The organism is Streptomyces daghestanicus (assembly GCF_020521275.1).
In the GTDB taxonomy this organism is placed as follows: domain Bacteria; phylum Actinomycetota; class Actinomycetes; order Streptomycetales; family Streptomycetaceae; genus Streptomyces; species Streptomyces griseoviridis.
In genome coordinates this window covers 87,418-113,325 of sequence record NZ_BNDX01000018.1, presented here as the reverse complement: position 1 = coordinate 113,325, position 25,908 = coordinate 87,418, and the positions used below count along the sequence as shown (strand labels likewise).

Sequence of the window (25,908 nt, the reverse complement as noted above, 5' to 3'; positions counted from 1 at the left end):
ACACCAGAGGACTTAGGTTAGCCTTACTTTGCTCACTCGACAGGTCCTCTTGATCGGCGGCACGTCCCGCGCCGGCCGGAGAAAAGGATTCGCCGACGTGTCCCTATCAGCAGTGGTACGACCCCGTCCCGTCCACCTGTCCGCCGATCTCCTGGCGGCCTATCTGACCGGCTCGTTCTACTTCTCCTCGGCGCGCGGCACCCTGCTCGCCGACGGGGTCCGGGCCCATGTCCGCGCCACCGGCGGCACACACGCCCCGGCCGCCGCCGAGGCGCTGGAGGCCGCCGCGACGGCCGGGCTGCCGGACCCGGTGGTCGTCGGGGCCGTGGGCTTCCGTCCCGGTGCGCGGGCCGGCCTGGTGGTGCCGGCCGTCGTACGCCGCGCGGGCGCCCCCGCCGACCCCCGCCCGCCCGCCGTGGCACCCGGCACGGACTGGCGGGTCACGCCGCGTCCCGGCCCTGCGGCCTACGCCGAGGCGGTCCGCCGGGCGCTGGAGCTGATCGACGGCGGCGAGCTGCGCAAGGTCGTGCTGGCCCGCTGTCTGGAGCTGACGTCCGCCTCCCCGGTCTGGGTGCCCGCGCTGCTGGCCCGGCTGGTCCACGCGGACCCCGCCTGCTACGCCTTCGCCGCCGACGTCACCGCGCCCGGCGACCCCGCGCCCCGCACCCTGGTCGGGGCCAGCCCCGAGCTGCTGGTGTCCCGGCGCGGCGCGACCGTGACCGCCAACCCGCTGGCCGGGTCGGCGCCCCGCTCCGGTGACGACGCGGTCGACCGGGAGCGGATCGCCGCCCTGCGCGCCTCCGCCAAGGACCTCGGCGAACACGCCCACACCGCCGACCGGGTGGCCGAGGTGCTCGCCGGTTTCTGCACCGACCTCCGGGTGCCGGAGCGGCCCGAGGTGATCGGCACACCGACGATGTGGCACCTGTCCACCCGGATCACCGGACGGCTGCGCGACCCCGCCGACCCGGCCTCCTCGGCCCTGGGCCTCGCCGAGGCACTGCACCCGACCCCGGCGGTCTGCGGGGTGCCCACGGACGGGGCGCTGGCGGCGATCGAGGAGCTGGAGCCCGAGGACCGCGGGTACTACGCGGGAATGGCCGGCTGGACCGGCCTGGACGGCGACGGCGAGTGGGCCGTGGCCATCCGCAGCGCCGAGGTCTGCGACCGGACGGTCCGGCTGTTCGCCGGTGCCGGGATCGTCGCCGGCTCGGACCCGCGGGCCGAACTGGCCGAGACCGCAGCCAAGTTCCGCACCCTGCTGCGGGCCGTGGGCCTGACGGACGTGGTGTGACCACGGACGCGGGGCCCGGCACCCGGCACCGCCTTCCCGCCCGACCCGCCGGCCCCGCCGCCGGCCCCGACCCCACCAGGAGCACCCCGATGAACGAGCCACTGTCGCCCGACCGCATCCGCGCGGACGTCGCGGAGCTGCTCGGCTGCGACCCTGCCGAGATCGAACCCGACGAGGACCTGCGCGACCTCGGCCTGGACTCGGTGCGCCTGATGACCCTGGTGGAGCGCTGGCGCGCCGAGGGCGCCCCCGAGCTGGAACTCCCCGACCTCGCGGAGAAACCCGAACTCGCGCACTGGACGGCGCTGCTGACGGGCGCCGCCTCGTGATCCGGACCGGCCGCCGGCACCTGGACCGGATCGCGGAGGTCCGGGCGGGCCGCCGCCCGGAGAAGGTGCGCTATCCGATCCGGGTCCGTGAGACGCGGGTGGTGCGCACCGCCATGGTGGGCACCGGGCTGCTGCGGGTCACACTGGGCGGGCCGGGCACCGCCGGGTTCGAGGCGCACTCCCCCATCGACCACGTGCGGCTGCTCTTCCCCGACCCGGACGGCTCGCTCCGCCTGCCCGAACCCGACGGCGACCTGCTGCGCTGGCCGCGCCCGGCACCGGTCTCCCGGGAGTACACCGTCCGCCGCTACGACCCGGCGGCCGGCGAGATCGACATCGACATCGCCCCGCACCCGGGCGGTCTCGCCTCGGACTGGGCGCTCGCCGCCGAACCCGGGGCCGTGGTCCATGTCGCGGGCCCGCCCGGCGGCCTGTTCGTGCCGCCCGCCTACGACCGCTACCTCCTCGCCGGCGACATCACCGCGCTGCCCGCGATCGCGCGCTGGCTGGAGGAACTCCCCCGCTCCGCCCGGGGCTGGGCGTTCGTCGAGGTCGCCGACGCAGGCGAGGAGATCGACCTCGACGCGCCCGCCGGTGTCGAGGTGCGCTGGCTGCACCGCGGCGACCGCCCGCCGGGCACCGGCGGTGCCCTCGCCAGGGCCGTGACCGGGGTGGAGGTGCCCGGGGGAGAGCGGCTGTACGCGTGGATCGCGGGCGAGGCCGGCGAGATCAAGCCGCTGCGCCGCTGGGTCCGCGACGTGCTGCGCCTGGACCGGGCCGACCACGTCGTCAGCGGCTACTGGAAGCGCGGCGTCGCCGACTTCGACGACGAGGACGAGCACCCCCACGAGCACCCGCACCCGCGCCCCCACGAATCCGGACCCGAGCACTGAGCGAGCACGAGCACGTGCACCAGCACCGAGACCGTGCAGGAACCGAAGGAGCAGCGCATGCTGGCACACAGATCGGCGGCCCTGGCCGGCGCCCTCGCCCTGGCCCTGGCCCTCACCGCGTGCGGGTCGTCCTCGGACGACGCCGACACGGCGGGAGGGTCCGGGGAGAAGGGCGGCACCCGGGTCTTCACCGCCGACAACGGCAAGGTGACCATCCCCGCCCGTCCCGAGCGCGTGGTGGCCACCGGGTACGCCGTGCCCGCCCTGATCGAGGGCGACGCGCCGCTCGTCGGGATCTCCTCGTGGCAGCGCGGTGAGCCGCTGCTGAGCGACGAGGACCTCGCCACGTACAAGAAGCTGACGAAGGTCGCGGGTGAGTCGGCGGCCGAGACCAACTACGAGGCCATCGCGGAGGCCGAGCCGGACCTGATCGTGCTGGGCGTGCCGACGCCGGTGCTCGGGGACATCGACATGGACCGGCTGAAGTCCATCGCCCCGGTCGTGGCGGTCGGCCCGACCGTGCCGTCCCAGTGGCGGGAGGTGTCCCGCAAGCACGCCGACGCCGCCGGGGTGCTGGCGAGCCACGAGGCGGACAAGGCCGCGTACGAGGCGAAGGCGGCGGAGCTGAGGAAGAAGTACCAAGGGGTGCTGTCCGGGCTGGAGTTCGGGCACATCGGCGCCTACGGCGACACCTCGAAGGGCACCTTCCAGCGGGAGTTCGGCGGGTCCTGGGGCACCAGCGTCGCCCAGGACGTCGGCGCCGCCTACTACGGCGAGGTCAAGAAGGCCGGTCCGGGCTCGCAGTCGGTCAGCGAGTACCCGTCCGTGGAGGAGCTGTCCGACTCGCTGGGCGAAGCCGACGCCATCACCTACTCGGTGAACCCGGACGGCAGTGTCCCGGAGTCGGTGAAGTACGCCATGGAATCGAAGCTGTGGAAGAACCTCCCCGCGGTGAAGGAAGGCAGGACCTTCCCGATCGCCTACACCGAGGCGGCGACGTACCAGGACGCCATGAAGACCCTCGACGCGATCGACACGTCGTTCGCGCCCCTGCTGGACCGGTGACGGTCGCCGACCGCGTCGCGGAGGTGACACGCGGCGGGCGGGAGACGCCGCGGGTCGCCCTCCTCCTCGGCGGGCTGGTGCTGCTGGCCGTCACCGCCGTGCTCAGCGTCGGCGTCGGCGCGCACGCGGTGCCGCCCACCGAGGTGGTGCGGGCCCTGTTCGACCCCCGGGGCACGGACGACCACGTGATCGTCCGGGACGTACGGCTGCCGCGGGCGCTGCTGGCGGTCGCGGTGGGTGCCGCGCTGGCGGCGGCGGGCGCCCTGATCCAGACACTGGCCCGCAATCCGCTGGCCGAGCCCGGGGTCCTCGGGGTGACGGCGGGCGCGGGTTTCGCGGTCACCGTCGGCTCGGCGCTCGGTCTGGCCGGCGCGCAGACCGGCCAGCTCGTGTTCGCCGTGGCCGGCTCGGTCCTGGCGGCGCTGCTGGTGATGGCGGTCGGGCGGCGCTCGCCGCTGCGGCTGGTGCTGACCGGCGTGGCGCTGACCGCCGTACTGAACGGCATCGCGCTGGGGCTGCGGCTGATGCTGCCGGACACCTTCGACGCGTACCGGTTCTGGTCGGTGGGGACCCTGGCCGGTCGTGAACAGGCGCCGCTGGCGGTGCCGTTGACTGCGATCGTGCTGTCCCTGGCGGGTGCGCTGCTGCTGAGCCGGCCGCTGAACGCGCTGGCGCTCGGCGAGAGCGTGGCGCAGACGCTGGGCGCGGGCGTGGCCCGGACCCGGACCGCCGCCCTGGTACTGATCACCGTGCTCAGCGGGGCGGCGACGGCGGTGGCCGGGCCGATCCTGTTCGTCGGGCTGATCGTGCCGCACCTGGTGCGCCGGATCGCGGCGGGGTCGGTTCCCTGGCTGCTGCTGTACTCGATGGTGCTGGGCCCGGTGCTGCTGCTGGCCGCGGACATCGGCTCACGGGTGCTGCTGCCCACCGGCGAGGTGCCGGTGGCGATCGTGACCGCGTTCCTCGGGGGGCCCGCGCTGATCTGGGCCGTCCGCCGGTACGGGGCGGGGTCGCTGTGAGCGCGGCGGGGGTGCGGGTGGCCGCCCGGGTCGCCGTCGGGCTGCGCGCGGAACGCCGTACCGTCCTGGTCTGTTCGGTGCTGGTCGCCCTGATGCTGGGCCTCGGTCTGCTCGGGCTGTGCTACGGCGCGTCCTGGGCGTCCCCGGGCAGGGTGCTGGCGGTGCTCGCCGGGTCGGAGCACTCGGTGGTGATCCGGGACTGGCGGCTGCCGCGGGTGACGGCGGGGCTGGTCTTCGGGGCGGCGCTCGGCGTGTCCGGGGCGGTCTTCCAGAACCTGACCCGCAACCCGCTGGGCAGCCCGGACGTGATCGGCCTCGACGCGGGCGCGTACACGGGGGCCCTGGTCGCGCTGACCGTGCTGTCGGGAACGTCCGCGCAGCTGGCCGGGGCGTCCGTGCTCGGCGGGCTGCTGGTGTCGGCGGTGGTCTATCTGCTCTCCGCCGACCGGGGGTTCTCGGGGCTGCGGCTGGTGGTGATCGGCATCGCGGTCAACGCGATGGTGACCGCGCTCAACTCGTGGATCGTGCTCCGGGCCGAACTGGAGGTGGCCATCGCGGCGGTGGGCTGGAGCGCCGGCTCGCTCAACGGCGTGGACTGGGCGGACCTGTGGGTCCCGTTCTGGGTGATCGGGGTACTGCTGGCGCTGGCGGCCGTACGGTCCCGGGCCATGCACCAGACGCTGCTCGGGGACGCCCTCGCGGTGACCACCGGGGTGTCGCTGAACCGGCTGCGGCTGCTGATGGTGCTGGTCGGGGTGGGATGCACGGCGACGGTGACGGCGGTGGCCGGGCCGATCGCGTTCATCGCGCTGGCCGCCCCGCAGATCGGCCGCCGGCTGGCGGGCGCGCCGGGCATCCCGCTGCTGCCGGCCGCGCTGGCCGGGGCGGTCCTGCTCCAGGGGGCCGACCTGATCGCCCAGATGCTGCTGGCGCCGGTGGCGCTGCCGGTGGGCGTGGTGAGCACCGCGATCGGTGGCTGCTATCTGATCTGGCTGCTGACCAAGGAGGTGGGGCGGGCGTGAGCGCACGTCTGACCGCACGGGAGATCACCCTGCGCTACGGCGACCGGGTCGTGTCCACCCGGCTGAGCCTGGACGTCCCCGACGGCGCGTTCACGGCCGTGGTGGGCCCCAACGCGTGCGGCAAGTCGACGCTGCTGCGGGCGTTCGTACGGCTGCTGCGGCCCGACGACGGGCGGGTGGAGCTGGACGGGCGGGAGGTCGGCGGGTATCCGTCGAAGGCGCTGGCCAAGCAGCTCGGTTTCCTGCCGCAGGACCCGGTCTCCCCCGACGACATCAAGGTCCGCCAGCTCGTGGCGCGGGGACGCTTCCCGCACCAGTCGCTGCTGACGGTGTGGTCGGCCGGTGAGGAGGACGCCGTCGAGGAGGCGATGGACGCGGCGGGCGTCTCCGGGCTGGCCGGGCGGCCGGTGCGGGAGCTGTCCGGCGGGCAGCGGCAGCGGGTGTGGATCGCGATGGTGCTGGCCCAGCGGACGCCGTACCTGCTGCTGGACGAGCCGACGTCCTTCCTCGACATCACCCACCAGTACCAACTGCTCGCTCTGCTGGCCCGGTTGCGTGACCAGGGCCGCACGGTCGTCGCCGTGCTGCACGACATCAACCAGGCGTGCCGGTTCGCCGACCACCTGGTCGCCATGCGGGACGGACGGGTGGTCGCCGAGGGGAAACCGGCGGACATCGTGGACGCCGCGCTGATGAAGGACGTGTTCGACCTGCCCAGCGTCATCGTGCCCGACCCGGTGACCGGCACCCCCATGGTCGTCCCCACACTCCAAGGAGAGTGAGTTGAGCACTGCCCGCGTGCCCTCGGACCGTCCGCTCCCCCTGACCGGCGCCCAACTGGGCATCTGGAACGCGCAACGCCTGGAGCCGGACTCCCCGTACTACGTCGTCGGTGACGTCATCGAGATCCGCGGCGAGGAGCCCGTCGACACCGGGGCGCTGGCCGAGGCGGTCCGGGCGGTCCACGAGGAGGCCGAGACGCTGCGGCTGCGGGTGCACGACACACCGGACGGGCCGCGGCAGACGGTCAGCGACACGCCGGTGCCCACGCCCCGGCTGTTCGACGTGGCCGGCGAGGCCTATCCCCGGCGGGCCGCGGAGGCGCTGGTGGAGGCCGAGCGGGAGCGGGCGGCGCAGACCTGCCGGGACATGGTGGACCGGCCGCTGTACTCCCCCGTGCTGATCCGGCTCTCCGACCGGGAGGTCTGGTACACGCAACTGGGCCATCACCTGGTCATCGACGGCTACAGCGGCGCGATGCTGGCCCGCCGCACCGCCGCCCGCTACACGGCCCTGGTGCGCGGCGCCGAGCCGCCCCGGCCCGCCTTCGGCACGATCGAGGGGCTGGTCGCCGCCGACCGGGCGTACCGGGAGAGCGCGCGGGCGGCCGAGGACCGGGCGTACTGGGTGGACCGGTTCACGCCGCTCCCGGACGTCGGGGAGCCCGGCACCGCCGCCGGGCCGCCCGGCCCCGCGCTGACCGCCCGCACGGCGCTCACCCCGGACGAGACGGCCCGGCTGCGGGCCTTCGCCGACCGGGAGGGCGTCACCTGGGGCGAGGCGGTGATCGCCTGCTACGCCGCGTTCCTGCACCGGGTGCTGGGCCGCGCCGACGTGGTGTTCGCGCTGCCGCTGATGTGCCGTACCGAGCCGGTGGAGCTGCGCACCCCGGCGATGGCGGTCAACGTGCTGCCGCTGCGGGTGACGGTGCGCCCCGGTGACGGCTTCGGGGAGCTGACCCGGCGGGTGGCCGGCGTGCTGCGGGAGACCCGGAAGCACCAGCGGTACCGGGGTGAGGACCTCCCCCGTGACCTCGGGGTGCCCGGCGCGGGCGCGCTGCTGCACGGGCGCGGCATCAACCTGAAGGCGTTCGACCTGGCGCTGGACTTCGCCGGGGCGCGGGGCGTGATGCGCAATGTGGCGGGCGGCCCGCCGGAGGACATGGGCCTGTCGGTGCTGCCCGCCCCCGACGGCGGGCTGCTCCTCGGCTTCGAGGTGGACGCCCGGACCAACGACCGGGCGTCCGTCGACGGCAAACTGGCCGCGCTGCGGGCGCTGCTGGCCGGGCTGCTGGACGGCACGGCGGTGGGCGGCGTCCCGCTGGGCGGCGCGGTGCCGGCCGACTGGACGCCCCGGGCGGTGCCGGGCACGCCGCTCGCGGTGCCGGACGCGTTCGACGCGATGGCCGCCGCGGGTCCCGGGCACACCGCGCTGGTCTGCGGGGCGGAGCGGCTGACGGCGGCGGACCTGGCGGACCGGGTGCACCGGCTGGCCCGCGCGCTGCGGGCCCGCGGCATCGGCCCCGACGACGTGGTGGCGCTCGCGCTGCCCCGCTCGGCGGACCTGGTGGCCGCGCAGCTCGCGGTGCTGGACGCGGGCGCCGCGTTCCTGCCGCTGGACCTCGCCCATCCGCGTGAGCGGCTGCGCGCGCTGCTCGCGGACGCCCGGCCGGCACTGGTGCTGACCGGCGGCACGGTCGAGGGACTGCCGTGGGAGACGCTGCTCGGCGAGGCGAAGGCGCTGTCCGGCGCCCCGCTCGGCGCCGGTGAACTGGCCGCGCCCCGGCACCCCGAGCACCTGGCGTACGTCATCCACACCTCCGGGTCGACCGGCCGGCCCAAGGGCGTGCTGGGCCGGGCCGGCGGTCTCGCGGCGCTGCTGCACCACCACCGGGCCACGCTCGTCGCGGACGCCGAGCGGGCGGCGGGCCGGCGGCTGCGCACCGCCCACACCTACTCCTTCGCCTTCGACTCCGCCCTCGACCACCTGGTCTGGCTGCTGTGCGGGCACGAACTGCACGTCTACGACGCCGAGACCGCCCGCGACGCCGACGCCCTGCTCGCCGCGTACACCCGGGACGGCATCGACGTCGTCGACACCACCCCGTCGATGGCGGCGCCGCTGATCGACGCCGGCCTGCTCGGCCTGCGCCCGGCGCTGCTCGTCCTCGGCGGCGAGGCGACCCCGCCCGCGCTGTGGCGCCGGATCGCCGCGTCCGGGGTGCCCGCCCGCAACATGTACGGGCCGACCGAGGCCACCGTCGACAGCACCAGCGCCCCGCTCACCGGTGACGAGCCGTCCGCCGGCCGGCCCCTCGCGGGCACCCGCGCCTACGTCCTGGACGCCGCCCTGCACCCGGTGCCGCCGGGCGCGGCCGGCGAACTGTACCTGGCCGGGCCCCAGTTGGCGCGGGGTTATCTCGGGCGGCCCGGCGCGACGGCGGACCGGTTCGTCGCCGACCCGTTCGGCCCGCCCGGCAGCCGGATGTACCGCACCGGCGACCTGGCCCGCTGGGTGCCGGACCGGGGCCTGGCGTACCTCGGGCGGGCCGACGGGCAGGTGAAGATCCGCGGGCACCGGGTGGAGACCGGCGAGGTCGAGGCGGCGCTGGCCGCGCTGCCCGGGGTGACGGCCGCGGCGGCGGCCGTACGGGCGTCCCGGCTGGTGGGGTACGTGGTGCCCGCGTCCGGCGCCGGCGCGGACCCGGTCACCCCCGACGGGGCGCGTACCGCGCTCGCCGAGCGGCTGCCCGACCACCTCGTGCCCTCGTCGGTGGTGGTGCTGGACGCGCTGCCGCTCACTCCCAACGGCAAGCTGGACCGCGCGGCGCTGCCCGCGCCGGCGGCGGCCGGGGGCGGGCGGGAGCCGGGCACCGAGCGGGAGCGGCTGCTGTGCGCGGCCCTCGCCGAGGTGTTCGAGGTGGACCGGGTCGCCGTGGACGACGACTTCTTCGCCCTCGGCGGGGACAGCATCACCGCGATCAGTGTCAGCAGCCGGCTCCGCGCGCTCGGCCTGGAGCTGCGGCCCCGCGATCTGCTGGCCCGGCGCAGTTTCGCCGCCCTGGCCGCCGCGGCCGGGCAGATCGCCGCGGACGCCGACGGGCCCGCCGACGAGCCGACCGGGCCCGTGCCCGCGCCGCCGATCGTGCGCCAGCTCCTCGACGCCCACCCCGACATCGCCGTCGTCGCGGGGTACGCGCAGTGGACGGCGCTGCGGGTGGACGGGCTCGCCGTCGACGCCCTGCGGGCGGGCGTCCGCGCGGTCCTCGCCCGGCACGACGCGCTGCGGCTGCGGGCCGGCGCCGACGGGAGCCTGGAGGTGCTGTCCGAGGACGCGGTGCGGGCCGTCGTGCGCGAGGAGCACGGTGCGGACGCCGGGACGGTGGCCCGGCGGCTGGCGGGCGAACTGGACCCGCGCTCGGGCGAGCTGCTGGGGGCCGCGCTGGTCCGCGCCGGCGACGGGGGACCGGACCGCATGGTCGTGGTCGTGCACCACCTCGCCGTGGACGGCGTGTCCTGGCGGGTGCTCCTGCCGGACCTGCACACGGCATGCGCGGGCGGCACCCTGCCCCGCACCGGCGCGTCCTGGCGGCGGCACGCGCTGCTCCTCGCCGAGCAGGGCGCGTCGGGCGCCCGCCGGGACGAACTCGGCCACTGGCGTACGGCGCTGGAATCCGCGACCCGGCTGGGCGACCGCCCGCTGGACCCGGCGCGGGACACGGTGGCCACCGCCCGCCGGTCGCTCACCGTCGCCTCCCCGGAGGTCACCGAGGCGGTGCTGACCACGCTCCCCGCCGCCTACCGGGCGGGCGTCGACGAGGTGCTGCTCGCCGCGCTGGTGCTGGCGCTGCGCGCGTGGGGCGCGGGCGGCGAGGCGGTGACCGTCACCCTGGAGGGGCACGGACGCGAACACCTCGACCTGGCCCGCACGGTCGGCTGGTTCACCAGCGAGTACCCGGTGCGGGTGCCGGCCGCCGGGGACGTGGCGGACGTCCTGCGCGCGGCGAAGGAGGCCAAGCGCGGCGTGCCCGGCGCCGGGATCGGCTACGGCGTGCTGCGCCACCTGGACCCGGTCGGCGGCGCCGCGCTGGCCGCCGTACCGCCGCCGGACGTGCTGCTGAACTACCTGGGCCGGTTCGCGCCGCTGCCGGGGACGGGATGGCGGCTGCCCGAGGAGGACGCGTTCTCGGTGCACGAGCCGGAGGGCAAGGCGCTGGAGCAGGTCCTCGCCCTGAACTGCTTCGTCCACGAGGGCCGCGAGGACCACGAGGGCGGCGCGGGGCACGAGGGCGGCGCGGCGAGCGGGCCCCGGCTGGCCGTGGAGTGGACGGCCGCGGGCGGGGTGCTCGGGTCCGACGCCCTGGCGGCGCTGCGCGCCCGCTGGGCGGACGCGCTGGCGGCGCTGGCCGCGCACGCGCGCACCGCCGCCGGCGGGCTCACCCCCTCCGACCTGCCGCTCGTCACGCTCGGCCAGGAAACCATCCAGGCCCTGGAACGCTCCGGGCGGATCGCGGACGTCTGGCCCGCCACGCCGCTCCAGATCGGCCTGTCCTTCCACACGCAGGTCCGCGACGACCCGGACACGGACGTCTACGTCGTCCAGGCCGTGACGACCCTGGAGGGAGCGGTCGACCCGGAGCTGATGGCCGAGGCGGCGCGTGAACTGCTGCGCCGCACGCCCTCGTTGCGGATGCACCTCGCCCCGGCCGGGGACGAGGTGGTGCAGGTGGTCCCCGCCGAGGCCGCCCTGGAGTGGCGGCGGGACGACCGGTTCGCCGAGGCCGTCCAGGAGGAACTGCGGCGCCCGTTCGACCCGTTCCGGCCGCCGCTGATCCGGTTCCTGCTGTCCCGTACCGGCCCCGCCGCGCACAAGCTGGTGATCACCAACCACCACGCGCTGCTCGACGGCTGGTCCATGCCGCTGGTCGGCCGGTCCCTGCTGGGCATCTACGCCGAACTGAGCGGCACCGGACCGGCCGTGCCGGCGGCCACCGACGTGACGCCGTACTACCGGTGGCTGGGCGCCCGGGACCGCGAGGCGTCGCTGGCGGCCTGGCGCGAGGCGCTGGCCGGTGTCGACGAGGGGACGCGGCTGGCGCCCGCGAGCGCCGGCACCTCGGTGGAGCGGCCGGGGCGGGTGACGGTCGAGCTGGGCCGGGAGTTCAGCGACCGGCTGCGCGCCTTCGCCCGCGACCGGGGCGTCACCCTCACCACGGTCCTCCAGACGGCCTGGGGGCTGCTCCTGGGCCGGCTGACCGGGCGGCGGGACGTGGTGTTCGGCTGCCCGGTGTCCGGACGGCCCGCCGAGGTGGACGGCGTGGAGTCGATGATCGGTCAGCTCGGCACCACCGTCCCGGTGCGGGTCCGGCACACCCAGGACGAGACGGCCCGCGAGCTGCTGGCGCGGGTGCACGCCGAGAGCGTGGCGCTCGCCGACCACCACTGGGTGGGCCTGCCCGGCATCCAACGGGCGGCGGGGGCCGGCGACCTCTTCGACACCATGCTGGTGATGGAGAACTTCCCGCTCTCCAGCCGCGACCGCACCCCGGTCGCCCCCGGTCTCGCACTGGCCGGGGTCGACATCACCGACGCCACGCACTACGCGCTGACGGTGATCGTCCTGCCCGGCGACGGCATCACGATCGGCCTGGGCCACCAGCCGCGCGCCTTCGCCGAGGAGACCGTCCGCGACGTCGGCCGGTGGCTGGAGCGGCTGCTGCGGGAGATCGTCGCCGACCCGGACCGGCCCGTGCTCGCCCTGCCGCTGCTCGGACCGGCCGAGCGGGACCGGATGCTGCGCACCGGCACCGAGGTGGTCGCGGCCCGGGAACGCGGGCCGTGGCTGGACGAGTTCGCCGCGTGGGTGCGCCGCAAGCCCGACGCCGAGGCCCTGGTCTGCCGCGACCGCAGCCTCACCTACGCCGAGCTGGACCGGGCGGCCAACCGGCTCGCGCACGCGCTGATCCGGCGGGGGGTCAGGCCGCAGGACCCGGTGGCGGTGCTGCTCGGCCGGGACATCGAGATGACGGTGGCGTTGTTCGGCGTGGTCAAGGCGGGCGCGGTGTACGTGCCGCTGGACCCGGCGCACCCGCGGGACCGGCTGGCGTACATGCTGGACGACCTCGCCCCGGCCGCCGCCGTGACCACCGGTGACGGCGGCCTGCCCGCCGAGCGCGGCATCCCGGTGCTGCGCCTGGACGACCCGGCCGCCCTCGACGGCGTACCGGACACCGATCCGGCCGGGGCACGGGCCCGGCTCACCGAGGACGCGCTCGCGTACGTCATCTACACCTCCGGCACCACCGGCCGGCCCAAGGGCGTCGGTGTCACCCACCGCGGCGTGCCGGACCTGATCGCGCTCCAGGAGGAGGTCGTCGGGGTCACCGAGCACGACCGGTACCTGCACTTCGCGTCGACCGGGTTCGACGTGGCGTTCTGGCAGACGATGGTGCCGCTGCTGTCCGGCGGTACGTCCGTGATCGCGCCGGAGGAGGTCCGGGTCCCCGGCGACGAACTCCTCGACTACATCGTCCGGCACCGGGTCACCGGCGTGAACCTGCTCCCCTCGTTCCTCGCGGCGATGCCCGACGACCGCACCGTCGACCCGGACGTGTTCTTCGTCGTCGGGGCCGAGCGCCTCGACCCGGCACTCGCCCGCCGCTGGGGCGCGGGACGCCGGGCGCTGTTCAACGCGTACGGCCCGACCGAGGTGACCGTCAACTCCGTGACCTGGCGGTACGACCCGGACGACCCGGGCCCGCTGCCGATCGGCCGTCCCGACCCGAACGTCCGCGCCTATGTGCTGGACGGCGGGCTCCAGCCGGCCGGCACCGGGGTGACGGGCGAGCTGTACCTGGCCGGGCCGAGCCTGGCCCGCGGCTACCTGGGGCGGCCCGGCCTCACCGCCGCCGCGTTCGTCGCCGACCCGTTCGGGCCGCCGGGGACGCGGATGTACCGCACGGGCGACCTGGTGCGGTGGCGCCCGGACGGGCAGCTGGTCTTCCTCGGCCGCGCCGACCACCAGGTCAAGATCCGCGGCTTCCGGGTCGAACTCGGCGAGATCGAGTCCACCCTGACCCGCCACCCCGGAGTGCGCGCGAGCACGGTGCTGGTGCGCGAGGGCCGGCTCGTCGGCTACGTCATCCCCGTCGACGGCGCCGGGTGGGACCCGGCGGGCCTGCGGGCGTACCTGGCCGAGCGGCTGCCCGACCACATGGTGCCGGTGGCGCTGGTGCCGCTGGAGCGGCTGCCGCTGGGTCCGGGCGGGAAGCTGGACGCGGCGGCGCTGCCCGCGCCGGAGACGTCGGCGGCCCGCCGCCGGGAGCCGGCCACCGAGGCGGAGGCGGTGCTGCTCGGCGTGTTCCGGGACATCCTCGGTCATGACGGCGTCGGCCCCGACGACGGCTTCTTCGCCCTGGGCGGGGACAGCATCGTCTCCCTCCAGGTGGTGTCACGGGCCCGGCGCCGGGGGCTCGGGCTGACCGCCCGGGACGTGTTCGAGGGCGAGACGGTCGCCGGGATCGCGGCCCGCGCCCACGCCCTGGACGAAGGGGACGCCCCCGCCGTGGGGGACGCGCCGCTGACCCCGGTCATGCGGGACCTGCTGCGCCGCGCGGGCCGGGCCGCCGACGGGTTCTGCCAGTGGGTGGAGGTGGTGGTGCCGCCCGGCGGCGACGAGGCCCGCTGGCGGGCGGTGCTCGACGCGGTGCTGGCCCGCCACGACGTCCTGCGGGCCCGCCTCGCGGGCGACGTGCTGCGCATCCCCCCGGCCGGGACGGTGACCGGCGCCGACATCCTGACCCGCCGGCCGGCGGAGCCGGACGTCCGCGCCCTGGTCGACGCGTGGACCGCCGCCGTGCGGGCGGCGATGGACCCGCGCACCGGCCCGCTGCTGCGCGCCCTGTGGGTGGACGCCGGGCCGGACGCGCCGGGCCGGCTGGTGCTGATCGCCCATCACCTCGTCGTCGACGGCGTCTCCTGGCGCGTCCTGCTGGACGACGTGCGCCACGCCCACGAGGGCGGGACACCGGCCCGGCACGGGCAGTCGTTCCTCGGCTGGGCACGCGCCCTGCGGGAGGCCGACCGGCGGGACGAACTCCCGCACTGGCGCCGGATGTCGGCCACGCCCGCCCTGGCGGCCCGGCCGCTCGACCCGGCCCGGGACACCGCCGCCACCGCGCGCCACCACGAGTTCCGCCTCCCCCCGGACCTCACCCACGCCCTGGTCACGGCCCTGCCCGCCGCCCTGCGGAGCACGCCGGACGCGGTGCTGCTCGCGGCGCTCGCCCGCGCCGTACGGGCCTGGCGGGGGACGCCGCGGCTGCTGGTCGCGCTGGAGAGCCACGGCCGGCCCCCGGCGGTGGACCTCTCCCAGACCGTGGGCTGGTTCACCGCCGTGCACCCCGTGCTGCTCGACGCCGACGACGGTCCGGGCAAGGTCGGGGAACGGCTGCGCGCCCAGGGCGACGGCCTCGGGTACGGCGTCCTCACCACGGCCGGCCTGCTGGAACCCGTCGCACCGGAGGTCTCCTGGAACTACCTCGGCCGCTTCCCCGCCGCCCCCGGTACGGAACGGCCCTGGCAGACGCCGCCGGACGCGGACCCACTGGGCTCCGGCGGCGTGGACGCGCTGCCGCTGCCGTCCGCCCTGATGGTGAACGCGCTGGTCCGGGACGACCGGCTGGGCGTCCGGCTGACCTGGCCGGACGGGCTGTTCCCGGCCGGTGACGTCGAGGAGTTGGCCGGGCACCTGCGGGAGGCGCTGGCCCGGACCGCCGACGCGCCCGAGATCGCGGGGCTCGGCGACGGCCGGACGGTGGCCGAGGTGCAGCCGCTGACGCCGTTGCAGGAGGTGATGCTGCGGCACTCGCGCACCGAGCGCCCCGATCCGTACACCGTGCAGTCGGTGTTCTCGCTGGCCGGTCCGCTGGACGTCGGCGCGCTGCGCGCCGCGGGGGCCGATCTGCTGGCCCGGCACCCGAACCTGGGGGCGGTGTTCCCCGCCGCCCTGGCGGTGATCCCGAAGGAGCCGCGGCCGGGGTTCCGGGTGTGCGACGGGCCCGCCGAGGAGGTGCTCGCCGCCGATCTGGCCGAGCCGTTCGACCTGGCCGCGGGCCCGCTGCTGCGGCTGACCGTGATCCGGCTGGGCGCCGACCGCGCCGACCTGGTGCTGACCAGCCACCACGTCCTCTCCGACGGCTGGTCGGCGCCGCGCCTGCTCGGCGAGCTGTTCGCGCTGTACACGGCACGGGTGCGGGGCGGGGCCCCGGAGCTGCCCGCGCCGGTGCCGTTCGCCGGCTACCTGCGCTGGCGCGCCGCCCACGAGCCCGATCTCTCCGTCTGGGCAGCCGAGTTGGCGGGGCTGCCCGAGGGCGACTACCTCGGCGGCGGGGCGGCGCCCGGCCCCGCGTGGCAGGAGCCGGCGGTCATCTCCTTCGAGCCGGAGCTGGTGGACCGGCTCTCCCGGCTCGCCGCGCGGCGCGGCCTGACCCGGAACACGCTGGTGCAGGGCGCCTGGGCGGTGCTGCTGGCCCGGCGGTCCGGCCGGACGGACGTGTGCTTCGGCGCGATGGTGGCCTGCCGTCCCCCGGAGCTGGCGGGCGTGGAGGAGATCATCGGGCTGCTGGCCAACACCGTGCCGGTACGGGCCCGGCTGACCGGCACCCTCGCCGAGAGCCTCGCCGCGCTCCAGGCCGGCCAGCGGGCGCTGGCCGAGCACCAGCACGTGGCCCTGGCCGACCTGGAGCGGCTGACCGGGCGGCACCGCCTCTTCGACAGCCTGGTGGTGTTCGAGAACTATCCGGTCGACCCGGAACGGCTGCGCGCGCCCGCCCCCGGTCTCACGGTCGTCGGCACCCGCTTCCGCGAGGCCACCCACCACCCGGTGACGCTGACGGTCATGCCCGACGGCGACGGCTGGACCGGCGTCCTCGCCCATCGCGCCGGGGTGCCGGTGGCCGGATTGGCCGAGGAACTCATCGCCCTGCTGCGCGCCTTGGGCGATCATCTCGACACCGACGTCCGCACCCTTCTGGAGCATCCGTGAGCAAGGAGCAGGTGGCACCCGCCGAGGCGGGGCGGCAGCGCATCGACGCGGCGCTGTGGCGGGTGGCGTTCGTCCTGGTGCTCGGCACGTTCATGGCGTCGGTGGACGCCACCATCGTCAGTGTCGGCATCGACACCCTGGCCGGGGAGTTCGGCGCCTCCGTCGCCGGCATCCAGTGGGTCAGCACGGCCTATCTGCTGGCCGTCGTCACGGCCGTGCCGGCGTCCGGCTGGCTGGCCGACCGGTACGGCGCGCGCCGGGTCTGGCTGGTGGCGGTCGGTGTGTTCCTGCTGGGGTCGGCGCTGTGCGCGCTGGCCTGGTCGGCGCCGAGCCTGATCGTCTTCCGGGTGGTGCAGGGGCTCGGCGCGGGACTGCTGCCGGCGACCGGGCAGGCGCTGCTGGCCCGGATCGCCGGTCCGGACCGCACCGGACGGCTGATCAGCGTCGTCGCGGTGGTGCCCCTGCTGGCGCCGGTGCTCGGGCCGCTGGCCGGCGGCGGGCTGCTCGCGGTGGCGTCCTGGCCGTGGCTGTTCCTGGTCAACCTGCCGGTCGGGGCGGTGGCTGTGCTGCTCGCCCGCCGCCATGTGCCGGTGGTGCCCGCGTCGCCGGGCCGGCCGGCGTTCGACGTCCAGGGCGCCCTGCTGCTCTCCCCCGGCCTCGCCGTGCTGGTGTTCGGCCTGACGGAGGTCGCCCACGGGCGTGCCCTGACCGCGGGGCTCGGGGTGGCGGCGGGCCTGCTGATGCTGGCCGGTTTCGCCGTGCACGGGCTGCGGACCCGCCGGACGCCGCTGGTCGACCCGCGGCTCTTCGCCCGGCCGCCGTTCGGGGCCGCCGCGCTGGCGCTGCTGATGCTGGGCGCGTCGGTGTTCGGCACGATGTTCCTGCTGCCGCTGTACTTCCAGACCGGCCGGGGCCTGTCGGCGTGGGAGTCGGGGCTGCTGCTGGCGCCGCAGGGGCTGGGCGCGGCGGTGGGGACGGTGCTGGTCAACCGGACGATCGACGCGGTCGCGCCGCGGACCCTGGTGGTCACCGGGATCGTGCTGGTGCTGGCCGGGACGGTGCCGTTCACCCAGCTCGGCCACGGGCTGCCGGACGCGGTGACGGCGGCGGCGCTCGCGCTGCGCGGCGTCGGCATGGCGATGACCGGCGCCCCCGTGATGAACATCGTGTACAGCCGGATCGAGCCCGAGCGGGTCCCGCGTGCGGCGGCGGCGCTCAACCTGCTCAACACGGTGGGCGGTTCGCTCGGCACGGCCGCCCTCGCGGTGGTCGTGCAGAGCCGGCTGACCGCCCGTCACCAGGACGTGCCGGCCGCGTTCGCGGACACCTTCTGGTGGGTGGTCGCCCTGGGCGTGCTGGCCGCCGCGGGCGCGACGCGGCTGCCGCGGACCCGGGCGGTGCGGCGGACCTAAGAAGGTACGGTCGTACGCTCTTGGGTGTAGGGTCGGGGCATGCCGATGACCGAGCACTTCACGGACGACCCCCGCAGCAACCTGGAGCGCATGCAGGCCGGCGAGCTGTACGTCGCCGACGATCCGGAGATCGTCCGCCGCCAGCAGCGGGCCGTGCGCCTGGCCGCCCGGTACCAGGCCGCCTACGCCGAGGACGCCGACGCCGCGCGGCCGGTCCTCGCCGAACTGCTCGGCTCGCTCGGCGAGGAGGCGCACGTCCGCCCGCCGCTGTACGTCGACTACGGCAGCAACATCACGATCGGCGCCCGCACCTTCGTCAATTACAACCTGACCGCGCTGGACGTCGCGGGTGTCACCATCGGCGCGGACTGCCAGATCGGCCCGAACGTGCAGCTGCTCACCCCGACGCACCCGCTGGAGCCGGGGCCCCGCCGGGACAAGCTGGAGGCCGCCCGGCCGGTCACCATCGGCGACAACGTGTGGCTGGGCGGCGGTGTGATCGTCCTGCCGGGCGTGACCATCGGGGACGACGCGGTGGTCGGCGCCGGTTCCGTGGTGACGAAGGACGTGCCCGCGGGCGTCGTCGCCGTGGGGAACCCCGCCCGCGTGGTCCGGAGTCTGTGACCATGTCCCCATGGCCACCGGACACACCGACCCGCGGCGCCGCGAGCGCATCCTCGACGCGACCCTCGACCTCATCGCCGACGAGGGGGTCGCCGGCGTCTCGCACCGGAAGATCGCCGCACGCGCCGGCGTGCCCCTGGGGTCGATGACGTACCACTTCAGCGGCATGGACGAGGTGCTGCGGGAGGCGTTCCGCCGGTTCACCGACCACATCGTGGAACTGTTCGACGCCCGGCTCAGCGCCCCGGCCGACCCGGACGAGGCGAGGGCGGCGGTGACCGACCTCGTCCACACCCTCTCCGAGGGCAGCCCGCGCGACCTCGTGCTCACCCAGGAGCTGTACACGCTCGCCGCCCGCCGGCCCGCCTACCGTGAACTGACCCACGCGTGGATGGCCCGCAGCCGCGTGCACCTGGAGAAGCACTTCGACCCGGACACCGCCCGCCAGCTCGACGCCCTCATCGAGGGCCTCACCCTGCACCGGGCCCTGGCCCAGCAGCCCCACGACCGCGCCCTCACCCTGGAAGCCGTCACCCGCATCACCGCGCCGGGCACCCGCCCCTCCTGACCGCCCGTGCGGCACGGAACCTGACCTCCGTGCCGCACGGGCCACCCGCCGCCGTGCCCCGCCTCCGGGCCCCACGGGCCGGGGGCCCTAGGATCGGGGACGGCCGCGCCTCGTACGGGTGTGCGGGCCGGCGGGGGTCCGGGCACGGAGGGGGAAGGGGTCGGTGACGCCTTCCCGGAGGGAGCGGGAATGGCGGAGAGTCCGGCGGTCGGGCGGAAGGACGGTCCGGCGGCGCCCCGGCTGCGGCTGGACGAACTGCTGGAGGGCCTCCAGGCCCAGGTCGCGCAGGTGCGTGCCACCCGGGACCGGGTGCACACCCTGCTCGACGCGGTCCTCGCCATCGGCTCCGACCTCGACCTCGACGTGGTCCTGCGGCGCATCACCGAGTCCGCGGTGGCCCTGGTGGACGCCCGGTACGGGGCGCTCGGGGTGCTCGGCGAGCAGGGGCGGATCAAGCAGTTCATCGTGGTCGGCGTGGACGAGGGGGCGGTCGAGGAGATCGGCGACTACCCCGAGGGCCACGGCATCCTGGGACTGCTGATCAAGGAGCCCCGGCCGCTGCGCCTCGCCGACCTCGGCGGGCACCCCGCCTCCGTCGGCTTCCCGCCCGGGCATCCGCCGATGACCACCTTCCTGGGAACGCCGGTACGGGTGCGCGAGCGGGTCTTCGGCAACCTGTACCTCACCGACAAGCGGGACGGCGCCCAGTTCGACGACGAGGACGAGGCGGTACTGCGCACACTGGCCGCGGCGGCCGGGGTGGCCGTCGACAACGCCCGGCTCTACGAGGACACCCGCCGCCGGGAGCAGTGGCTCGCCGCCAGCAGCGAGCTGACCCGCGGTCTGCTCTCGGGCACCGATCCCGACCAGGTGCTGCACCAGGTGGCGGCCACCGTACGGACGCTGGCCGGGGCCGACCTGGTGACCGTGGCGGTGCCGCTGGACGGCGGGGACGAGCTGGTGATCGAGGCCGCCGACGGCGAGGGCGCCGGACGGGTGCGCGGGCTGGTGCTGGCGCCGGACACGCTGGCCGCGCGGGTGTACCGGACCAACGAGCGGATCAGCAGCGCCCGGCTGTCGGAGATGGCGCAAGGGGGTGGCGGTTCGGCCGGGCTGGTCGGTCTCGGGCCGGGGTTCCTGCTGCCGCTCGGCGGCCGGGAGCACGCCCGCGGAGTGCTCCAGGTCGCCAACCTGCCCGGGGCGCCGGAGTTCTCCGAGGCCGCCATGGCGATGATCAGCGGCTTCGCCGACCAGGCCGCGCTCGCCCTGGAGATCGCCGACCACCGGCGCGAGGCCGAGCGGCTGATGGTCCTCTCCGACCGCGACCGGATCGCCCGTGACCTGCACGACCTGGCCATCCAGCGGCTGTTCGCCTCCGGGCTGACCCTGAACTCGGTGCTGGGCCGGATCGCCGACCGGCCGGAGGCCGCCGAACGCGTCCAGCGGGTGGTCGACGACCTCGACGACACCATCAAGACGGTACGCGGCACCATCTACGCGCTGCGCGAGCGGGACCGCCCCGGCGGGCGCGGCGCGCTGCGGGCCGGGCTGCTGGCCGAGACCGACCGGGCCGCCGCCGCGCTCGGCTTCCCGCCCGCCCTGCGGATGACCGGCCTGCTGGACACCTGCGTGCCCGAGGAGTACGCCGGGCACCTGCTGGCGGTGGTGCGCGAGACCCTCTCCAACGCCGCCCGGCACGCCGGCGCCGGCCAGGTCGAGGTCACCGCCGAGACCGACGGGAGCCGGTTGTCGGTGCGGGTCACGGACGACGGCCGGGGCATCGGCCCCGCCGTCACCCGCCGCAGCGGCCTCGACAATCTGCGCCGGCGCGCCGCCGACCTCGGCGGCACCTTCACCCTCCGGCCGAACGACCCGTCCGGGACGGTGGCGGAGTGGACGGTGCCACTGCCGGCCCGGGAGGCACCGGACGCCTGACCGGGGCCCGGCGGGGGCGCTCCGCTGCCGTCACGTCCGGGGCGAGGGAGGGGCCGTCCGGCCCTACCCGGCCGCCGGGCCGCGCCGCGACGATGGGCCGATGCACCAGAACGACGCCTTCGGCGCACTCGGCCGCCCGGAGTGCCTGCGCCTGCTCGCCGAGGTGCCGGTCGGCCGGGTGGTCTACACCCGGCAGGCCCTGCCCGCGGTCCTCCCGGTCAACTTCGCCCTGGACGCGGACGGTTCCGTCGTGCTGAGCACCTCGCCGGAGTCCGAGCTGGTGCGGGCCGTCGACGGGGTCGTGGTCGCCTTCGAGGCGGACGAGTTCGACGCCCGGACCCGGTCCGGGTGGAGCGTGGTCGTCACCGGCCGGGCCGCGCTGGTCACCGACCCCGCCGAGCACGCGCGGCTGGTCCAGGACGGCCCCGCCTCCTGGATGCCGCTGCGGGACGTGGTGTTCCTGCGGATCGAGTCGGAGATGGTCACCGGGCGCGACCTCAGGGGCGCGCGCGGCGTGCGCTGACCCGGCCCGGCGCCCCGCACCCTCACCGGGCCCGCGGGACACCGGCCGCGCGGAGGGGTGCGCCCGCCCTCCGGGCCGTAGCCGTAACCGAACCGGATCAGCCGCTGCGGGAAGCGCCACGGCGGCCTGGGTCCGGCCGCCTGCGCCCGCGGGTCCGGCCACTCCGTCACCTGGTGCGGCACCGACGTGCGCACACCGTGCCGGGTCGCCGCCAGCGGGGCGCGCTCCGGTGCCTGCCCGGCCCGCAGCCAGTCGGCCCGCCGGTCCCGGGTGGTCCCCGACAGGCCCGCCTGGACGTGCCGTCCGAAAGGCGGCGCGGGCCGCCGTCCGCCGTCGCGCCCGCCCGTGAAGTCCCGGACCGGTATCCGCCCGGACGCGTCCCGCGGGCCGAGCGCGGTCAGGGGGACGCCGTACGGGGTGTCCGCTCCGGGAGCGGTGAGCCACCGGCGGTTCTCGGCCGTGCGGGCCGGGTCGCGGGCGGTGCGCGCCTCCGCCTCCCGGGGGAGCCGCGGCAGGCGCCGGGTGGCCGGGATGCCGGGCACGTCGAGGCGGGCGCCCTCGGTGCGGGCCGCGCCGGACAGGTCCGCCACGACGGGGTCCGCGACCGGCCGTCCGGTGATCGGCAGCCGGCTGGTGTGCCGCCGCTGGACCGTCTCGTACAGGTCGGGCAGGGGCAGCGGGGCGCCGGCCCCGGGGCGGGTGAGCCGGACCGCCGGCCAGCAGGCCGGGGTCGGCCGAGACGGGCGGCAGCCGGACACCGGGGAGGAGGCCGGGACGGGCGGCGGCCACCTGGAGGTCGAGGACGGCGGCCCCGACGGACAGGTACTGGGCGCGCAGGCCGGGGCCGGTCCCCGGCAGGGTGCCGCCGCCGGTCCGCGCGGACCTCGACCGATCCGCTCACCGGGTCCAGCGCGAACCGCCAGGGCTGGGTGCCGTGGATCGACGGGGCGGCCACGGCGGCCGTCAGGAGGAACTCCACGGTGGCCGCGTCCAGCGGCGATCGGGCCGGCCTGACGTCCTCGCTTCCTGCCCGCCGGTCCCGCCGGCGAGCCGCGCGCCACCGGACGGGCGCGGAACGCGGTCCGGCCACTCCTCAGCATGCCGGGCCCGGCCCGGCGGAGCACCGGCCGGACTGCCCCGGCCGCCGGGACCGGCGGCCCCGCTCACGGGGGCCGTCCGGGGTCCCCCGCGCCCGTTCAGCGGGGGTCGCGCCGGAGCCGGTCCTGGGCCTGGGTGGCGATGACGGCGGCCTGGATGCGCCGCTCCACGCCGAGCTTGGCCAGCAGCCGGGAGATGTGGTTCTTGACGGTCTTCTCGGCGAGGTAGAGCCGCGCGCCGATCTGACGGTTGGTCAGTCCTTCGCCGATCAGGGCGAGGATCTCGCGTTCCCGGTCGGTGAGGCCGGGCAGGGCCTCCGGTTCGGGCTCCGGGTCGGGGCCCTGCCGCAGCCGGGCCATCAGCCGGGCGGTGGCGCTCGGGTCGAGCAGGGACTGCCCGGCGGCCACGGTCCGGACGGCGGAGACCAGGTCGGAGCCCTGGATCTGCTTGAGCACATATCCGGAGGCCCCGGCCATGACGGAGTCCAGCAGCGCCTCCTCGTCGTCGAACGAGGTGAGCATCAGACAGGCCAGTTCCGGCATCCGGGAGCGCAGTTCCCGGCAGAGGGTGACGCCGTCGCCGTCCGGCAGGCGGACGTCCAGCACCGCGACCTGCGGGCGGAGCGCGGGGATTCGCACCAGCGCCTGTGCCACGGTGGCGGCCTCGCCGACGACCGTGATGTCGGGCTCGTCGGTCAGCAGGTCGTGCACCCCGCGCCGGACCACCTCGTGGTCGTCCAGCAGGAAGACCCGGATCGACTGGTCGGGTCCGGGCTGCTCGCCGTCGGCCATGAATTCGCTCCTCGTTCCGCGCTGTCCGGTACGGCACGGGACCGCCCGCGAGGTCGCGGACGGTCCGGGTGTCCGCGCAGCAGTCTCGGTGACCGGAGGCCCTGGTGACCAGGGCCGATCGGCCCTACCGCGGTCACCGGGCCGGGTGGGCGCGGCCGGCCGCGAGGAGGAGGGTCAGCCCGGTCAGCGCGGCGGGGACCAGGCAGGCGGCCCCGGGGCGGCCGGTGCCGGCCAGGGCGAGCGCCGCGCCGGCGGAGGCCGCCAGGCCGGTGCCCAGGAGGGCGGCGCAGCGGTACCGGGGGTGGCGGGGCGGGCGGGCCGGGGGCCGGCGCCGCGTCAGGGCGGTCCAGGCGCGGACGGTCTCCCGGCGTTCACGACGGCGCCGTACGGCCGCGCGGACCAGGAGGGCGGCCGTGAGCAGGGAGCCCGCCTCGGCCGCGCCGGCCGCCGGCCACCAGGAGCCGGCCGCCGGGAGCAGGACGGCGACGCCCGCGAGTGTGCCCCAGCCGGTCAGGCAGGCAGCGGCCCGGTCGCGCCGGGAGTCCGGGCGGTCGGCGCCGGCCCGCAGCTCGGCGAGGGCCGGCAGGTACCAGACGCAGCCGGCGGCGGTCAGCAGGGCGGCGCCGAGGGCGAGTACGGGGTGCGCCATCGTCAGACCGCCGTCCGGTCGGCCGCGGTGATCTCCGGGTGGTGCAGGTCGAAGGCGGGGGCCTCGGAGCGGACGCGGGGCAGGGCGGTGAAGTTGTGCCGGGGCGGCGGGCAGGAGGTCGCCCACTCCAGGGAGCGGCCGTACCCCCACGGGTCGTCGACCTCGACGGGCTTGCCGTACTTGGCGGTCTTCCAGACGTTGTAGAAGAAGGGCAGGACCGACAGGCCCAGCAGGAACGAGCCGGTGCTGGAGAGGGTGTTGAGGGCGGTGAAGCCGTCGGCGGCCAGGTAGTCGGCGTAGCGGCGGGGCATGCCCTCGGCGCCGAGCCAGTGCTGGACGAGGAAGGTGAGGTGGAAACCGGCCGTCAGCGTCCAGAAGGTGATCTTGCCGAGGCGTTCGTCGAGCATCTTGCCGGTGAACTTGGGCCACCAGAAGTGGAACCCGGCGAACATCGCGTACACCACCGTGCCGAACACCGTGTAGTGGAAGTGGGCGACGACGAAGTACGAGTCGGACAGGTGGAAGTCGAGCGGCGGTGAGGCGAGGATGACGCCGGTCAGGCCGCCGAAGAGGAACGTGACGAGGAAGCCGGTGGTCCAGAGCATCGGTGTCTCGAAGGAGAGGCTGCCGCGCCACATGGTGCCGATCCAGTTGAAGAACTTCACCCCGGTCGGCACCGCGATGAGGAAGGTCATGAAGGAGAAGAACGGCAGCAGCACCCCGCCGGTGGTGTACATGTGGTGGGCCCACACGGTCACCGACAGGCCCGCGATGGCGATGGTCGCGCCGATCAGGCCCATGTAGCCGAACATCGGCTTGCGGGCGAAGACCGGGATCACCTCGGAGACGATGCCGAAGAACGGCAGCGCGAGGATGTACACCTCGGGGTGGCCGAAGAACCAGAACAGGTGCTGCCACAGCAGGGCGCCGCCGTTGGCCGCGTCGAAGACATGGCTGCCGAACCGGCGGTCGCACTCCAGGGCGAACAGGGCGGCGGCCAGCACCGGGAAGACCATCAGGATCAGCAGCGCGGTCAGGAGCACGTTCCAGGTGAAGATCGGCATCCGGAACATGGTCATGCCGGGGGCGCGCATGCAGACGACGGTGGTGATGAAGTTGACCGCGCCGAGGATCGAGCCGAACCCGGAGAGCGCCACGCCCATGATCCACAGGTCGGCGCCGACCTGCGGCGAGTGCACGGCGTCGGAGAGCGGCGCGTACAGGAACCAGCCGAAGTCGGCGGCGCCGCCCGGCGTGAGGAGACCGGCCGCGGCGATGGTCGAGCCGAACAGGAACAGCCAGTAGGCGAGCATGTTCAGCCGGGGGAAGGCGACGTCCGGGGCGCCGATCTGGAGCGGCATGATCCAGTTGGCGAAGCCGGTGAACAGCGGCATGGCGAACATCAGCAGCATGATCGAGCCGTGCATGGTGAACGCCTGGTTGAACTGCTCGTTCGACATGATCTGGAGTCCGGGCCGGGCGAGTTCGGCGCGCATCATCAGCGCCATCACCCCGCCGACGACGAAGAACGCGAACGCGGAGACCAGGTACATCGTCCCGATCCTCTTGTGGTCGGTGGTGGTCAGCCACTCCACCCACGACGCCCGGCGTACGGCCGGCCGTACCCGACCCTCCTCGGTGGGCCGCACCTGCTGTACCTGCGTTCCGTCCACGGGACGACGTCCTCCCCATCCGTTCGGGTCGCTCACGGGCCGGGAGGCGCCGTCTCGACGGGGGATGTGCCGCGGCGCCTCCCGGCCGCCGCCCCATGATCGTCGCGGCGGCCCCTCCCCCGGACAGGGCCGAACGGTCCCGGGAGCGGCCCCCGCCCGGGCCGAACGTCCCTCGCCGGCAAGAGAAAA

The 25,908-nt window shown here is 75.9% G+C and carries 16 protein-coding genes; 13 read left to right on the top strand and 3 right to left on the bottom strand.

From position 1 onward, the window contains the following. Positions 1–97 precede the first annotated feature (97 nt). The 13 genes from Sdagh_RS33155 (at position 98) to Sdagh_RS33095 (ending at position 21,508) form a co-directional block, all read left to right on the top strand. Positions 98–1,294 carry an isochorismate synthase gene (locus tag Sdagh_RS33155; protein WP_190009332.1) on the top strand — a complete coding sequence of 399 codons (1,197 nt, stop codon included), beginning with the start codon at positions 98–100 and terminating at the stop codon, positions 1,292–1,294. 89 nt (positions 1,295–1,383) lie between these two features. Continuing rightward, complete coding sequence (locus Sdagh_RS33150) at positions 1,384–1,623, top strand: phosphopantetheine-binding protein (protein WP_189416134.1); 240 nt, start codon at positions 1,384–1,386, stop codon at positions 1,621–1,623. Then, on the top strand, positions 1,623–2,516 hold the full coding sequence (locus Sdagh_RS33145; RefSeq protein WP_190078097.1) for a siderophore-interacting protein: 894 nt from the start codon (positions 1,623–1,625) through the stop codon (positions 2,514–2,516). Before Sdagh_RS33150 ends, Sdagh_RS33145 begins: the two co-directional genes overlap by 1 nt. 57 nt (positions 2,517–2,573) lie before the next feature. After that, positions 2,574–3,581, top strand: a complete 1,008-nt coding sequence (locus Sdagh_RS33140) for an ABC transporter substrate-binding protein (protein WP_190078076.1) — start codon at positions 2,574–2,576, stop codon at positions 3,579–3,581. After that, positions 3,578–4,600 (top strand): FecCD family ABC transporter permease, encoded by a 1,023-nt coding sequence (locus Sdagh_RS33135; protein WP_189416126.1) that lies wholly within the window; start codon positions 3,578–3,580, stop codon positions 4,598–4,600. The genes Sdagh_RS33140 and Sdagh_RS33135 overlap by 4 nt, the downstream gene beginning before the upstream one ends. A gap of 92 nt (positions 4,601–4,692) precedes the next feature. After that, positions 4,693–5,622 carry a FecCD family ABC transporter permease gene (locus Sdagh_RS33130; protein ID WP_190078096.1) on the top strand — a complete coding sequence of 310 codons (930 nt, stop codon included), beginning with the start codon at positions 4,693–4,695 and terminating at the stop codon, positions 5,620–5,622. After that, positions 5,619–6,404 carry an ABC transporter ATP-binding protein gene (locus Sdagh_RS33125; protein ID WP_189416122.1) on the top strand — a complete coding sequence of 262 codons (786 nt, stop codon included), beginning with the start codon at positions 5,619–5,621 and terminating at the stop codon, positions 6,402–6,404. The genes Sdagh_RS33130 and Sdagh_RS33125 overlap by 4 nt, the downstream gene beginning before the upstream one ends. A 1-nt stretch (position 6,405) precedes the next feature. After that, positions 6,406–16,446 (top strand): non-ribosomal peptide synthetase, encoded by a 10,041-nt coding sequence (locus Sdagh_RS33120; RefSeq protein WP_190078075.1) that lies wholly within the window; start codon positions 6,406–6,408, stop codon positions 16,444–16,446. Then, the gene (locus Sdagh_RS33115; protein ID WP_226536097.1) at positions 16,443–17,858 is read left to right on the top strand and encodes an MDR family MFS transporter; all 1,416 of its coding nucleotides are present in this window, start codon (positions 16,443–16,445) and stop codon (positions 17,856–17,858) included. Before Sdagh_RS33120 ends, Sdagh_RS33115 begins: the two co-directional genes overlap by 4 nt. A gap of 45 nt (positions 17,859–17,903) precedes the next feature. Next, a complete protein-coding gene (locus Sdagh_RS33110; protein ID WP_372478502.1) occupies positions 17,904–18,482 on the top strand; it encodes a sugar O-acetyltransferase in 579 nt (192 codons plus the stop codon). Between the two features lie 10 nt (positions 18,483–18,492). Continuing rightward, entirely contained in the window at positions 18,493–19,050 is a 558-nt protein-coding gene (locus Sdagh_RS33105; protein WP_189416111.1) for a TetR/AcrR family transcriptional regulator, read from the top strand. 189 nt (positions 19,051–19,239) lie between these two features. Next, positions 19,240–20,985 carry a GAF domain-containing sensor histidine kinase gene (locus Sdagh_RS33100; protein ID WP_226536095.1) on the top strand — a complete coding sequence of 582 codons (1,746 nt, stop codon included), beginning with the start codon at positions 19,240–19,242 and terminating at the stop codon, positions 20,983–20,985. 100 nt (positions 20,986–21,085) lie between these two features. Beyond that, positions 21,086–21,508 carry a pyridoxamine 5'-phosphate oxidase family protein gene (locus Sdagh_RS33095; protein WP_189416107.1) on the top strand — a complete coding sequence of 141 codons (423 nt, stop codon included), beginning with the start codon at positions 21,086–21,088 and terminating at the stop codon, positions 21,506–21,508. Between the two features lie 1,196 nt (positions 21,509–22,704). Here the strand turns inward: Sdagh_RS33095 and Sdagh_RS33085 are convergent. From Sdagh_RS33085 to ctaD, 3 genes are all read right to left on the bottom strand, one after another. Next, positions 22,705–23,397 (bottom strand): response regulator, encoded by a 693-nt coding sequence (locus tag Sdagh_RS33085; protein WP_190078074.1) that lies wholly within the window; start codon positions 23,395–23,397, stop codon positions 22,705–22,707. A gap of 133 nt (positions 23,398–23,530) precedes the next feature. Further along, positions 23,531–24,046 (bottom strand): hypothetical protein, encoded by a 516-nt coding sequence (locus tag Sdagh_RS33080; RefSeq protein ID WP_190078073.1) that lies wholly within the window; start codon positions 24,044–24,046, stop codon positions 23,531–23,533. Between the two features lie 2 nt (positions 24,047–24,048). Next, on the bottom strand, positions 24,049–25,719 hold the full coding sequence (ctaD, locus tag Sdagh_RS33075) for an aa3-type cytochrome oxidase subunit I (protein ID WP_190009344.1): 1,671 nt from the start codon (positions 25,717–25,719) through the stop codon (positions 24,049–24,051). Positions 25,720–25,908: the final 189 nt, after the last annotated feature.

What these genes read in the sequence shown, in the direction of transcription:
- Sdagh_RS33110 (WP_372478502.1), top strand. Translation starts at nt 17,904, where the DNA reads ATGACCGAGCACTTCACGGACGACCCCCGCAGCAACCTGGAGCGCATG.
- Sdagh_RS33080 (WP_190078073.1), bottom strand. Translation starts at nt 24,046, where the DNA reads ATGGCGCACCCCGTACTCGCCCTCGGCGCCGCCCTGCTGACCGCCGCC.
- Sdagh_RS33105 (WP_189416111.1), top strand. Translation starts at nt 18,493, where the DNA reads ATGGCCACCGGACACACCGACCCGCGGCGCCGCGAGCGCATCCTCGAC.
- Sdagh_RS33150 (WP_189416134.1), top strand. Translation starts at nt 1,384, where the DNA reads ATGAACGAGCCACTGTCGCCCGACCGCATCCGCGCGGACGTCGCGGAG.
- Sdagh_RS33140 (WP_190078076.1), top strand. Translation starts at nt 2,574, where the DNA reads ATGCTGGCACACAGATCGGCGGCCCTGGCCGGCGCCCTCGCCCTGGCC.
- Sdagh_RS33100 (WP_226536095.1), top strand. Translation starts at nt 19,240, where the DNA reads ATGGCGGAGAGTCCGGCGGTCGGGCGGAAGGACGGTCCGGCGGCGCCC.
- Sdagh_RS33085 (WP_190078074.1), bottom strand. Translation starts at nt 23,397, where the DNA reads ATGGCCGACGGCGAGCAGCCCGGACCCGACCAGTCGATCCGGGTCTTC.
- Sdagh_RS33130 (WP_190078096.1), top strand. Translation starts at nt 4,693, where the DNA reads ATGCTGGGCCTCGGTCTGCTCGGGCTGTGCTACGGCGCGTCCTGGGCG.
- Sdagh_RS33095 (WP_189416107.1), top strand. Translation starts at nt 21,086, where the DNA reads ATGCACCAGAACGACGCCTTCGGCGCACTCGGCCGCCCGGAGTGCCTG.